Here is a 12,983-nt window from a genome sequence, read left to right as displayed (position 1 = left end):
ACACGTTGCTGCCACTATTTAATCAGCGTATTCGCCATAGCTGCGAGGGGTTTAACCATACTACCCAACTGACTGGCCTGGGCGCTGGAGGCGTTACCATCGTGAGCACGTTTTACCACACCCTGTAAAATCGCGGCCAGACGGAAAAAACTGAATGCCAGGTAAAAGTTCCAGTGGGTAATCTCACCAATATTTCTGCGCTCACAATAGGCCTCAACATAAGCCTGCTCACTGGGTATACCCAGCAATGCCCGGTCAAGCCCGCCCAGTCCGGGAGCCAGCTTAAGGTCCGCTGGCAGTCTCAGTTGCATGCACTGATAGGCCAGGTCCGCAAACGGATGTCCCAGCGTCGACAGCTCCCAGTCGAGGACAGCAATGATAGAAGGCGATGTGTTGTCGCGGCTGAACATCATATTGTCGAGCCTGAAATCACCGTGCACCAGTGACACCTGACCGTCATCATCCGGCAGGTTGGATTCGAGGAAGCTGATCAACGATTCCACTTCTTCGATTTTCTCCAGTTCCGACGCGCGGTACTGTGTGGTCCAGCGACTCAGCTGACGAGCGAAATAATTCCCCGGCTTGCCGTAATCACTCAGCCCCGCTTTTTCAATGTCGACACTGTGCAGCGCCGCCAGAACGCGATTCATCTCGTCGTACATATGCGTCCTGACGCCCGGTGAAGACGCCTCAGGCAGTGCACTGTTCCAGTAAATCTTACCTTCGACGAACTGCATCAGGTAAAACATACTGCCAATTACCTCAGTATCCGTACACAGGTGAAGCACATTTGGCACAGGTACGTCGGTGTCGGCAAGCGCTGCCATGACACGGTATTCACGGTCTACGGCATGCGCAGATTTAAGTAGTTTTCCTGGCGGCTGGCGACGTAACACCACGCGACCGCTGTCGGTATTAAGCAAAAATGTGGGGTTGGACTGGCCACCACTAAACTTTTCCGCACCGGTCACCTGACCGATTTCAGGGCAATGTGACTGCACATAGGTATTAACGGCAGCGACATCCAGTGTTTGTGTACTCACTACTTCCCTCCCGCGGCGTGCTTCTCTGCAATCAGGTTTTTGCCCAGTTGCATCATGTGAACCTGGTCAGGCCCGTCGGCCAGACGGACGGTGCGGGCATACGCATACATTGCTGACAGGGGGGTATCCTGACTGGTGCCGCAGGCACCGTGCATCTGAATCGCCTCGTCAATAACCTTACAGGCCATTTGCGGTGCAACAATTTTAATTGCGGCGATAAGGTCGCGTGACACTTTGTTGCCATACCGGTCCATTTTGTCAGCAGCTTTGAGGGTCAGCAGACGAGCCTGTTCAATCTCACAGTACATCGTCGCGATACTTTCCCTGACTGACTGTTGCGCAGCCAGCGGTTTGCCAAATGCCTCGCGCTCGGCGACACGCTGACAGGCCAGATCGAGAGCACGCTGCGCACAGCCGATAAGGCGCATGCAGTGGTGAATACGACCTGGTCCCAGTCGGCCCTGCGCAATTTCAAAACCGCGCCCTTCACCAAGCAACAAATTCGACGCCGGAACCCGGACGTTCTCAAACAACACTTCCGCGTGACCAACCGGCTCGTCGTAATAGCCCATCGCCGCCATAGGCCGCACGACGGTAACTCCCGGCGTATTCATGGGTACCAGTATTTGCGATTGTTGCTGATGGCGAGCCGCCGATGGGTCGGTTTTCCCCATCACAATCATGATGCGGCAGTTTTCATTCATCGCGCCGCTGGTATACCACTTGCGTCCATTGATCACATACTCATCGCCATCTCTGACAATGGCGGTTTCAATATTTGTGGCATCACTGGAAGCAACTGCCGGTTCTGTCATCGCAAAGGCTGAACGGATCTCACCATTCAGCAGCGGTATCAGCCACTGTGCTTTGTGTTCTTCGGTGCCGTACTTTGCCAGCACCTCCATATTGCCGGTGTCAGGGGCACTGCAGTTAAAGATTTCTGCACTGAACGGGACCCGCCCCATGACCTCACACAAAGGCGCATATTCGAGGTTTGTCAGACCTGCGCCGTATGGCTCATATTCTTTTGGTAAAAACAGATTCCACAGTCCGGCGTCACGCGCTTTTTGCTTGAGCGCCTGCATCATTGCCGGTGTACGCCAGCGGTGCTCACCGTGCTCGACAGCCTCAATATATTGCTTCTCAATCGGGTACACTTCCTCTTCCATGAAGCGCTCAAGGGCTGCCAGTAACGTTTGCGTTTTTTCGTTATATTCAAAGTGCATAGCATTCTCTCTCAGCTATAGGTAATAGCGTGTTGCCGCTCTGGTAAATCCAGATGTGGAATGTTGTTAAAGCTGCTCATGTATAAGCCGCTCCGGGTAGCCAGGCATTGTGAAAAGCTGGCATTTTTAATCTGAAGGTTAACGTTAATCACCCGGGATGCGTCGTACCCCAGGATATGTCTGAGCATCATTGCAATAACCCCGCCTGAACTGACAACCAGCACGCGTCGGGCCTGGGTTGCAATAATGTCGCTCAGCGCATCACCCACCCGCTGCTCAAACTGTAGCCAGGTCTCGGGTAGCTGGCGCTCATCCAGTTCGTTGCGAGACCACGCCAGCATCGCCTGTTTGAGGATTCGGTAGTACACCTGCGCCGAGGCCGTTGATTCAGGTTTGGCGTCAGGGTTTGCCTGCAGATAGGCATCGACCACCGCCATAAATTCAAATTCATTCAGCGACGGCAGTATTTCATCATCCGGCAGACCATGACAGGCACTGCGGATCCCTGCCACGGTCTCGCTGTGCCTCACCAGGTTACCGGCAAACAAGCGGTCGAACGCCAGTTGCCGCTGACTGAAGTATTCGCCAAGAAACGCCGCCTGTCGGTGACCAAGCTCACTCAACGCATCGTAATTCGCTTTTCCAAACGATGCCTGTCCATGGCGGACAAGATAAAACTCTGTCATTGCGTCTCTTCATAGTTGTTAAGTTAATGTGAAAGAGTAGATAATCGCGCTGTATAAGTTTAATTATTAATATGAATAAACGGTAATCAGAGAAAGCTATGGCGGACCACAGGGCATGCTACGCATAGCTTTGCTGCCGACACCGTGAAAAATCCCGGGGACAGGCTACACTTAGGCTCGGATTGGTGTCACAATCGATGGTCACCAGGGACGAATAAAACAATAAAAATCAATACCATGATTAGACGTTATCACACTTCAATTGCACTATCGGGCATTGCCGCCAGCGTCGCTACAGCGCTAATTACGCCGTCTGCGCTGGCTGATGATGCTCAGCTTGAACGTATCATTGTCAGCGCCCAGAAAACCGAACAGTCAATTCAGGAAATTCCGGTCGCGGTGACCGCGCTGTCCGGCGACGATCTGGCAGAGACGGTGTCGCTGGACATGTTTGATATCCAGAACTTTGTTCCCGGTTTCGCTGCGTTTCAGAGCCAGAGCGCCACCAACTCCAGCTTTTCGGTCAGGGGTATTGGCACCTCCTCCCAGAATTTCGGTTTTGAGTCATCGGTGGGCATGTATGTGGATGGCGTATACCGTTCACGCCAGAATGCACTGGTTAATGACCTGGCAGATATGGCCCGGGTGGAAATTCTGCGCGGCCCACAGGGAACCCTGTTTGGTAAAAATACGCCCGCCGGTGCGATCAGCATTATCACGCGTCAGCCCGAACATGGTCAGCGCGATGGCTATGCCGAGCTGACCCTGGGTAACGACAACCTGGTAAGAGTTTCTGCTGGTGCGACAGTCACCGCCATAGAGGATGTGCTGTCGTTTCGCGCCAGTGGATTCAGTACTCATCGGGACGGTTTTATTGACGACGACCAGAACCAGCAAAGCCTGAACAATCGCAATCGTTCCGGCGTTCGCCTGCAGGCCAGATATACGCCAACCGACGCCGTCTCGCTGCGCGTCATTGCGGATTACAGTGAACTGGATGAGCGCTGCTGTGGCGCACTCACCTGGCAGGATAACCATCAGGCGATCGCTGTCGACGGGAAATTCGGCACCGACGCACTGTTAATGCAACCGCCATTCAATGCCAGTTTATTCACCCGCGACGACTTTTTCGATTACACCACGGCATTGTCAGTGCCGCCGGTATCAAAAATGACTGACAAGGGACTCTCTGCGCAGCTTGATGTTCGCCTCAACGATCAGTGGTCAGTGACCAGTATCACCGCGTTTCGCGCCCTCGACTCCTATGACAGCGTCGATACAGATTTCAGCAACGCCAGTTTGCTGACCGCGACCAATGACGCTGATCAACAAGCGTTTTCTCAGGAACTGCAACTGCACTACCGCAACGCGACGTTGTCAGGCATTTTTGGTGCCTACTGGTTCAGTCAGAATCTGAATCTGCAGTTTGATACCACCACACAGGCGCAATTTCCGGCTTTTTTTGCGGCATCAACTCAGGCCCTGTCACCACTGCTGGACGGCATTAATACGCTAAGCGCCCTGACCGGTGGGTTGCTTGCCCCGGTTGCCAGCCCGGCGCCGGCAGATACCGCGTTCGCGCACACGGCCTATCAGGAACAGGACAGTATTGCGCTGTTTGCCCAGACCCAGTGGCACATCACACCGGCACTCACACTGACCACCGGCCTGCGTTACACAAGAGAAGAAAAGTCGTTGCTGGGCCACTACACAGAACAAGGACCTGGCATTGACGGTCTGCCTCAGTCCCCCTCGCTGTGGCCCGACCCGTTTGCCGCCGGCAGCGCACTGAATGCGCTGGCTGTGGCACTGGGTTCAGGACAGCCGCTGCCGGGCGATGCACTTGGCGCGATTGCGCCATTCCAGCAGCCTGGCTGGGGGTTCTTTTTACTGCAAAGTGCTGCCGTGTTACCCCGGCCGGATATGCAGGCCTCTTTGGATGATGATCAGGTCACCGGCACGGTTAAACTCAGTTATCAGAGCGATGCGGACACCCTGTGGTATGCCTCATTTGCCACCGGCTTTAAGGCTGGCGGCATCAATACCGACAGGATCTTACCCTCGCTGGATCCGGTGTTTGACGCAGAGACTGCACGCACGCTGGAGTTCGGACTCAAGCGCGACTGGCGCGATCTGAATTTGCGCACCAACGTCGCTATTTACACCACCAACGTCAACGACTTCCAGGCATCAACTTTCACCGGCACAGGCTTTAACCTGCAAAATGCCGGCAGTATCAGTGTTGACGGACTGGAAATTGAAATGACCTGGTTCCCGCTGGAAAACACCCAGCTCACGCTGGCGGGCGCGCGCACGCTGGCCAGGTTTGATCGCTTCGAGAAAGGACCGTGCTGGGTCAGTACACCGTGGCACACCGGCGTGGATGATCCCGGTCGACAGGCACCCGATCTGCCATACTGTTCACGTGGCGGCGATCGTGTTGGCTTCGAGCCTGACAACACGCTGAACCTCACGCTCAGCCAGTTTATCCGGTTAGGAGATATCGACAGCACACTGAGTGTGGATTACCAGTATGTTGGCGATCTGTACATTGATGACAGTAATGATCCACTAAAAAAAGTATCGTCACACACCCTGATGAATGTGCGCTGGCTGTTTACCCTGCCAGGCGGAGAGACCGATCTCATTATTTGGGGCAGGAATGTTTTCGATGAAGACTATGTGGCCCGCAGTGGTTTCGACGTGCCGGTACAGACGGGCAAAATTATGGCGTATCCCGGCCAGCCTGCCAGTTACGGCATCAGTCTGCGCCATCATTTCTGACGCAGCGTATTCAGGTTTGCGCTGTACCTGCTAACCTTTGGGCCAGTGAACTGGCCCATTGCTGGTAGCCTTTCGGGCCTGGATGAAATCCATCGCTGGCCATCAGCTCGCCCGTGACATCGATTCGGGCATCATGAAATAAGAAGCCCAGGGCGTCAGCACGACGCCGGGTCAGACGGTTCAGTCGCCTGGCCCGCGCGCCCATGATGGCAGACAGTGGCCAGGGTAGCGCCGGAAAGGCTTCCATTGGCGGAATCGCACATACCACCAGCTGGCTGACGCCAAATTTCTCCCGGCTGAGACCGGCAAGTTGTTCGAGCGCCTTACTCCAGCGCCGACGAGAACGCATGTGCACAACATCATTCACGCCGGCCGACACCACCAGCGTATCTACCCGCTGCGCATCCATGCTATCAAGCAGTGCCACCGTGTCGTTCAGCGTCAGCCCGGTTTTGGCATGGCACTGCCAGTGCACGGTATGGGTGTCAGCGAGACGTTCAGCCAGTCGTACCGTCAGCGCTTCCTTCTGTAATGCAACGCCAACACCGGCGGCTGCGGAATCGCCGACAACCCAAAGGTGTCTGGTCTCACCGCGACCGCAAATGCCACTTCGCGCGCCCCCGGCTTCAGGTAACACCGGGGTGCGCTGTCTTACCCTGCGGCCCTGATAAAGCATCACCGGCGCCAACAAGGGCAGCCACACTCTGTTCACTTTGCTCTCCTGTTAAATCTGGCGGCAGGCAACCAAAATCCTATTACTTTGAACGAGATCAAACAAAGCCCTCGCACGCTGCGATACCCTGCGTCTGTTAACGGAAAATGAGTATCGCTATGACCACCACAGACCTGTTTGATCCCCTGCTGCTGAATAAATACAACATCAGCGGCCCAAGATACACCTCTTACCCAACCGCACCGGCATTTTCCGACAATATTCCGGCAACGTTACTGGCTGACGCGGCCGCTACCAGTGCGCGGGATCTTTCACTGTATATCCATATTCCGTTTTGTCATAGCCTTTGCTATTACTGCGGATGCAGTAAAATCATTACCCGTCACCAGGACAAAGCCGACCGGTATCTGGATTATCTTGAAATAGAAATTCAGCGACGAGCTCCGGCATTTAAGAACAAAACCGTGCGTGAAATCCACCTTGGTGGCGGCTCACCCAGTTTCCTCACGCAAGCCCAGCATACGCGACTGCGTGACATGCTGTTCAGTCATTTCAGCGTAGCCCGCAAACCGCAAATGTCAGTTGAAATCGATCCCCGCCGGTTTGAGAAAGCCGACCTGAGCCATCTTTTTGCGCTGGGCTACAATCGTCTGTCGATAGGGGTTCAGGATGTGGATTATCAGGTACAGCAAGCGATCAACCGTGTCCAGAGTACAGCGCATATTGCGGCACTCATTGACCACGCCAGACTACTGGGGTTCTCTTCCATCAACATTGACCTGATTTATGGGCTGCCCCACCAGACGCCTGAGACCTTCAGGCAGACGCTGAGCGCGACAAAAGCCATGACACCGGATCGAGTTTCATTATTCAGTTACGCCCATCTGCCGTCACGTTTTGCCGCACAGCGTAAAATTCGTGATGAATGGTTACCCGGCCCGGCTGACAAGCTGGCGCTGATGAAACAGGCCATTGAAAGTCTGACCGACTATGGCTACATCATGGTCGGCATGGACCATTTTGCCCTGCCCGACGATGATCTTGCCAAAGCCAGACAGGCAGGTCAGCTGCACCGTAATTTTCAGGGGTATACGACCGGCGCCGAACTTGATTTACTGGGGCTTGGTGTTACCGCAATCAGCGCGATGGGTAATACTTACGGGCAAAACCCGAAAGATCTGAATACCTACTACCGCATACTCGACGAACAGGGTCAATTAACCGAGAAAGGCATTTGCCTGAGCCAGGATGATCTGATTCGCCGCGATGTGATCATGGCACTAATGTGCAACCTGACGGTGGACTTCAGTGACATTGAGGGCCGCTATGGCATCGATTTTTCAGCGTATTTCCGTGACGAACTGGAACAGCTTGCACCCTTTGTCAAAGACGAGGTACTGCATTTTGACGAGCAGCGCATTGTTGTCGAGGAAAAAGCCCGGTTATTTATTCGAATTATTGCCATGACGTTTGATGCCTATCTCAACCAGCATCAGCATGTCACACGCTATTCGCGGGTAATTTAAGTCTGCAGGCTTAGCAGAGCTTAAACCGCGCCATCACTGTCATCCCCGGATGCAGGGCAAGCCGATCGACAGACAACTGACTGATGATGGCGCACAGCTGATTTGTACCACAGCGAAGCCTCACACAGACTTCCCCGTCCAGGCCAGGTTGCATCGAGGCCACCTGACAGCGCAGGGCGTTGACCTGCGATGACCGGGCCTCACTTCCGGTATCCAGACTCACGCGCCGGGCCGCCACCAGCATTCGCCGTCTCCCGTGCCGCATCACATCCTGACGGGTATACAGCGTATGCCCTTCCACGCTGAGCCGGTGGTAGGGGTAACGGGGATCGGGCGCAAGCGGCTCACCCTCAAGTACCGCAAAGTCCTGCGCCCGGGCACCGCCTGCATCACTGCGATGTAATTGCCCATCGTCAAGCACGAACACCTCATCGGTATACAGTGCCAGCTCATCGGTATCATGCGACACCGTGATGGCAGTTATGCTGTGTTCGTCGAGATAATGGTACAACGCATCGAGAATTTGGCGGCGAGTTGCAATATCAATGGCACTGAACGCCTCATCAAGCAGCAGAATATCGGGGTGATTTATCAGTGCACGGGCCAGCGCAACACGTTGCGCTTCTCCGCCGGATAAGGCCTGGCAAGGTTTGTCCAACAAGTGAGCACAGCAACAAAGCGACACAATCCGTTGCGCGTCTACGTCCCTGCCGGCATAGTGTTGCGCCAGCTTAAGGTTACCGCTGACGTTGAGATGCGGAAACAATGCAGGCTGCTGAAAGACCATCCCTACCCTGAGCTCACCCGCTATCCGCCAGCTTGCTGTGACCTGTGCCCTAGGCTCAAGTCCGGCGAGTGCACGCAGTAAGGTTGTTTTGCCTGCACCGGATACACCGGTCAGACCGGCCAGCACCGTGTCGTTACTGAGTGATGCACGAACCGCCAGTGTTGGGCGCTGACGGTCGTTTAACGCGACGGTAAAGTCCATGGCGTTCCTTGTCGGTTAAACCGGTAAAGTACCGTGAGCATGAGCGCAGAAAACACCAGCAGACCACCGGCAAGCCAGTGCGCTTCGGCATAGTTAAGGGCCTCTACGTGGTCAAACAGGGCAACAGAGAGGACCCGTGTCTGGCCCGGAATATTGCCGCCAATCATCAGTACCACACCAAACTCACCTACGGTGTGCGCAAAACTCAGGCCAGCTGCCGTCACCAGCTGCGGTCTGATTAAGGGCAACACAATCCGAAAAAAACGGGCACGTGCTGGCATATTCAGACAACGCCCCGCTTCCAGGTAGCGGCTATCAAGCTGTTGAAACCCCATAGTCAGCGGCTGGACCGTAAAGGGTAATGAATAGATCACAGACCCTATCACCAGTGCACTGAATGAAAATGCCAGCGGCGATCCGGTCAGCGTCTCCCAGGCCTGCCCCAGCGGGCTCTGTGGCGACAGCGCGATGAGCAGATAAAACCCCAGTACGGTTGGCGGCAAAACCAGCGGCAGCGCAATGATGGCCTGCACCAGCGGTTTCGCGGGATGGCGCCAGTGTGCCAGCCACCATGCCACAGGCAGACCGATTAGCAGCAGGATAAGACTGGTCACCCCCGCCAGCTTTATGGTCAGGATTATCGCCTCAAGGCTATTCGTCATTGTGCTCTCCGGTCAGGTAACCAGCCTGTGCAATCATTGCCTGCCCGTCTTCAGACAATAAGAAATCGGCAAACCGCCGCGCTGCCGCGTAGCGGTCTGCAGGCGCGGTCACCGCCAGCTTTTGAATAATTGGCTGGTGCAAAGACGAAGGAATAGGATAAATCCGGATATCCTGCGATACCGCCTTTGAAGATAATGGCTGCACCTTTGCCTGCGCCAGTGATAAAAAGGCTGCATCTACGGCGCCAGAGACAAGAAATTGCCGCACCTGCTGAACATTGGCTGCGGTAACAAGACGCCCACGCAGCGTGTCATTCAAGCCCATCGCATCAATCACCTGCTGCGCCGCCTTGCCATAGGGCGCAACGGCGGGATTGGCAATGGCCACGCTGACACGCGGCTGATAAAGAAACTGCAGGCTTTGCTCAACACTGTCCGGTTGTGTGGTGCGAACTGCAAGCGCAAGCTGACCTGTTGCATAGATTGCGGTATCATGCTGTACAACGCGCTGCTGCGCTATCAGCGCGTCCACACGGGCTGCATCGGCAGACAGAAACACATCAAACGGCGCACCGTGAAGCAGCTGTGCATACAGCGCACCGCTCGATGCAACCGACACCTGTATTGTCTCGCCCGTCTGCTGCTCATAGTGCTGTACCAGTTGTTCCAGCGGCCCGGCAAAATTAGCGGCCACCGCAACCAGGAGTGGCCTGGCGATAACCGATGGCACCATCAGCAGGCAACATACCAGAACGACGATCCGCACGCTCAGGTTATTCCTCATGGTTTTTTAACCAGCGCATGGCGGCGTGCTGATCACTGGCTTTCGGTGTGACCCACGTGCCGGTGCCCCCAACCCGTTCTTTTTTCCACAACGGGACAGATTGTTTGAGCATATCCATCATAAAGCAGGCGCCATCGAACGCAGCCTGACGATGCGGCGCACTGCATCCTACCCAGACAATCTGTTCATGTCGGTCCAGCCGACCAATGCGGTGCACCAGACCGGCATCCGTCAGGGAAAATCTCGCGATGGTTTGTTGCACCAGTTGTCCCATTACGGCCTCGGTCATTCCGGGGTAATGTTCCAGTTCAATGCCCTCAAAGGCTGGTGTCTCATCCATGTCTCTGACCAGCCCGGTGAAGGTCACGATGGCCCCCGCCTGTCCTGACGAGGCTTGCCGCAACCGGTCATACAGTGTCTGTACACAAAAATCATCACTACTGACCTGTGCAAACATTCAGCCTCCGGTCACCGGTGGGAAAAATGCTACCTCGTCGTGAGGGTTCAGGGAATGTGATGGCATGACCAGGGTCTGGTTGCAGGCTATCAGCACCGGCGCGTCGAATACTGCCTGCCAGCGATCATTCTGCGCGCAGAGCTCGGCTTTCAGCTCATCAATCGTGGCATTGTCATTCACCGCCACCGTGATATGTCCGTCGCCGGTTACTTCGCGGATTTGCGCAAAACTTTTTACCGTAATCTGCATGACCTCCCCCTCTATGGCTGAGTCCAGTGACCGCCTTTGCCGCCTTTCTTATCCGTTACCCTGACCTCGTGAATTCGCATGGCAGGATCAATTGCCTTGCACATATCAAAGAGGGTCAGCAATGCAACATTAACGCCGGTCAGCGCCTCCATCTCGACACCCGTGCGGCCGGTCAGCCGACACGTACACCTGACCCTGATTCGCGAGCCGGCCTTATCTACATCAAAGTCGATATCAACTTTTGACAGCGCCAGGGGATGGCAAAGCGGAATGAGACTGGCACACTGTTTTGCGCCCTGAATGCCAGCGACTCGGGCAACCGCAAACACATCGCCCTTGGCAATACGGCCTTCACTGATGCGCTCGATCACATCATTCGATACGATCAGAAAGCCCTCTGCCGTTGCTTCACGGCGCGTTTGTGCTTTATCGCTGACATCAACCATATTGGCTCTGCCCTGCTCATCGAGGTGACTGAACCCACTCATGCCTGCGATACCGGCTTAAGATGCGAAACAAAATTACAGGGCCGGAAGTCCGCGTCCAGCTGACTGGCAATAATTTTCTCCCAGCCTGTGCGACAGGCACCGGTTGAGCCTGGCAGACAAAATATGACTGTACGATTGGCAAACCCGGCGAGCGCGCGTGACTGTATGGTAGCGGTTCCAATTTCATCATAACTTACAGCACGAAACAGCTCACCAAACCCATCGACCTGCTTATCAAAAAGCACACTTAAGGCTTCAGGGGTCGAATCGCGATGGGTGAAACCGGTGCCGCCGGTCACCAGCACAGCCTGGACTGCCGGATCCGCAATCCAGGCTGACACAATGGCACGCTGCTGATAAATATCATCCTTAACAATCTGGCGGCCGACCAGTTGATGACCGGCCTCGGTCACCTTGGATGCGAGGTAGTCACCGGATTTATCATCCTCACGCGTTCGGGTATCCGACACGGTAAGCACCGCGATCCCCAGCGGGACTGTCACCTTGTTCATAAAAATTCCTGAATTCAGATACGAATCATTGGGTTGCTTTGCTAAAGTACCCGTATCATTTTGCCTGTCAATGCAGGCAAGTTTACTCAACGGACAGGTAAGATACGAAAAAAATTTCGCAGACTTACTGTCAGGTTCCTGGTTTATTCTCCATGACATCATCCTTGCCCTATGAACAACTACTGCGCTTCAACCGTCAGATTGTGCTGCCTCAGGTGGACATTGACGGTCAGGAGAGGCTGTCTGCAGCACGTGTACTGGTGATTGGACTTGGCGGACTCGGTAATGCGGCCTCACAGTCACTTGCCGGTGGCGGCGTCGGACACCTGACGCTGGTCGATCATGACGTAGTGGAAACCACGAACCTGCCCAGGCAGCCGCTGTTTACCGACACCGACTGTGGTCGCCTGAAAGTGGACGCAGCAAAAGAAAGACTGGCTGCGCTTAACCCTGCCTGCAGGATCACTGCGGTAGATCAGGCAGTATCGCCGTCAACCTTGCCGGCCCTGCTTGCCGGGCACGATGTTGTGCTGGACTGCACTGACAATGTAGCGGCGCGGGACGCCATCAACGCAGCCTGCGTTCAGCATGCGCGGCCTCTGGTCAGCGCTGCGGCCATCCGGTTTGAAGGGCAGGTGTTTGTAGTCAGGCAGGCTCCGCCCTGCTATGCCTGCGTGCGTGCACTGTTCAGTGCCCCTCGACTCAGTTGCACCGAAGCAGGTATCTTTAGTCCGGTGGCGGCTATCACAGGCACCTATCAGGCATTACTGGCACTGCAGCTGCTGCTGGGTTTGCCGGTTCCCGAAGGCTGCCTGCTGTGTTTTGACGCCCTGACTCACCAGTGGCAACCGTTTACGGTACCGCCACATCCGGCCTGTCCGGTTTGTCGTTCACTTTGACTGTTG

General features: G+C 55.1%; 14 protein-coding genes. 3 read left to right on the top strand and 11 right to left on the bottom strand.

The window, feature by feature from the left end; all coding sequences use genetic code 11:
- Window positions 1–14: 14 nt before the first annotated feature.
- From AB1N33_RS00485 to AB1N33_RS00475, 3 genes are read right to left on the bottom strand one after another with little or no spacing between them, the layout of a single operon-like run.
- Window positions 15–1,043, bottom strand: a complete 1,029-nt coding sequence (locus tag AB1N33_RS00485) for a phosphotransferase family protein (RefSeq protein WP_411269563.1) — start codon at window positions 1,041–1,043, stop codon at window positions 15–17.
- Window positions 1,043–2,269 carry an acyl-CoA dehydrogenase family protein gene (locus AB1N33_RS00480; RefSeq protein ID WP_411269562.1) on the bottom strand — a complete coding sequence of 409 codons (1,227 nt, stop codon included), beginning with the start codon at window positions 2,267–2,269 and terminating at the stop codon, window positions 1,043–1,045. Before AB1N33_RS00480 ends, AB1N33_RS00485 begins: the two co-directional genes overlap by 1 nt.
- 11 nt (window positions 2,270–2,280) lie before the next feature.
- Window positions 2,281–2,955, bottom strand: a complete 675-nt coding sequence (locus tag AB1N33_RS00475; protein ID WP_411269561.1) for a histidine phosphatase family protein — start codon at window positions 2,953–2,955, stop codon at window positions 2,281–2,283.
- Between the two features lie 237 nt (window positions 2,956–3,192).
- Between AB1N33_RS00475 and AB1N33_RS00470 the strand changes: the two genes are divergently transcribed.
- Entirely contained in the window at window positions 3,193–5,739 is a 2,547-nt protein-coding gene (locus tag AB1N33_RS00470; RefSeq protein ID WP_411269560.1) for a TonB-dependent receptor, read from the top strand.
- A gap of 10 nt (window positions 5,740–5,749) precedes the next feature.
- Here AB1N33_RS00470 and AB1N33_RS00465 read toward each other — a convergent pair whose 3' ends face one another.
- Window positions 5,750–6,451 carry an SGNH/GDSL hydrolase family protein gene (locus AB1N33_RS00465; RefSeq protein WP_411269559.1) on the bottom strand — a complete coding sequence of 234 codons (702 nt, stop codon included), beginning with the start codon at window positions 6,449–6,451 and terminating at the stop codon, window positions 5,750–5,752.
- Between the two features lie 119 nt (window positions 6,452–6,570).
- Between AB1N33_RS00465 and hemN the strand changes: the two genes are divergently transcribed.
- Window positions 6,571–7,938 carry an oxygen-independent coproporphyrinogen III oxidase gene (gene hemN, locus AB1N33_RS00460; protein WP_411269558.1) on the top strand — a complete coding sequence of 456 codons (1,368 nt, stop codon included), beginning with the start codon at window positions 6,571–6,573 and terminating at the stop codon, window positions 7,936–7,938.
- A gap of 10 nt (window positions 7,939–7,948) precedes the next feature.
- Here the strand turns inward: hemN and AB1N33_RS00455 are convergent, their stop codons facing one another.
- From AB1N33_RS00455 to moaB, 7 genes are read right to left on the bottom strand one after another with little or no spacing between them, the layout of a single operon-like run.
- Complete coding sequence (locus AB1N33_RS00455) at window positions 7,949–8,926, bottom strand: ATP-binding cassette domain-containing protein (protein WP_411269557.1); 978 nt, start codon at window positions 8,924–8,926, stop codon at window positions 7,949–7,951.
- On the bottom strand, window positions 8,905–9,588 hold the full coding sequence (gene modB / locus AB1N33_RS00450; protein WP_411269556.1) for a molybdate ABC transporter permease subunit: 684 nt from the start codon (window positions 9,586–9,588) through the stop codon (window positions 8,905–8,907). Before modB ends, AB1N33_RS00455 begins: the two co-directional genes overlap by 22 nt.
- Complete coding sequence (modA, locus tag AB1N33_RS00445; protein WP_411269555.1) at window positions 9,578–10,354, bottom strand: molybdate ABC transporter substrate-binding protein; 777 nt, start codon at window positions 10,352–10,354, stop codon at window positions 9,578–9,580. The genes modB and modA overlap by 11 nt, the downstream gene beginning before the upstream one ends.
- Window positions 10,355–10,361: 7 nt before the next feature.
- The gene (locus AB1N33_RS00440) at window positions 10,362–10,829 is read right to left on the bottom strand and encodes a molybdenum cofactor biosynthesis protein MoaE (RefSeq protein ID WP_411269554.1); all 468 of its coding nucleotides are present in this window, start codon (window positions 10,827–10,829) and stop codon (window positions 10,362–10,364) included.
- Window positions 10,830–11,078 carry a MoaD/ThiS family protein gene (locus tag AB1N33_RS00435; RefSeq protein ID WP_411269553.1) on the bottom strand — a complete coding sequence of 83 codons (249 nt, stop codon included), beginning with the start codon at window positions 11,076–11,078 and terminating at the stop codon, window positions 10,830–10,832.
- Window positions 11,079–11,089: 11 nt separating this feature from the next.
- Window positions 11,090–11,566 carry a cyclic pyranopterin monophosphate synthase MoaC gene (gene moaC, locus AB1N33_RS00430; protein ID WP_411269552.1) on the bottom strand — a complete coding sequence of 159 codons (477 nt, stop codon included), beginning with the start codon at window positions 11,564–11,566 and terminating at the stop codon, window positions 11,090–11,092.
- Complete coding sequence (gene moaB, locus AB1N33_RS00425; RefSeq protein WP_411269551.1) at window positions 11,563–12,078, bottom strand: molybdenum cofactor biosynthesis protein B; 516 nt, start codon at window positions 12,076–12,078, stop codon at window positions 11,563–11,565. Before moaB ends, moaC begins: the two co-directional genes overlap by 4 nt.
- 152 nt (window positions 12,079–12,230) lie before the next feature.
- On the opposite strand from moaB, the gene AB1N33_RS00420 reads away from it, so the two are divergent.
- Window positions 12,231–12,977 (top strand): HesA/MoeB/ThiF family protein, encoded by a 747-nt coding sequence (locus AB1N33_RS00420; RefSeq protein ID WP_411269550.1) that lies wholly within the window; start codon window positions 12,231–12,233, stop codon window positions 12,975–12,977.
- Window positions 12,978–12,983: the final 6 nt, after the last annotated feature.

The organism is Alteromonas nitratireducens (assembly GCF_040812025.1).
GTDB lineage: Bacteria > Pseudomonadota > Gammaproteobacteria > Enterobacterales > Alteromonadaceae > Alteromonas > Alteromonas nitratireducens.
The sequence above is the reverse complement of the archived record's forward strand: the minus strand, read 5'-3'. Positions and strand labels throughout refer to the sequence as shown.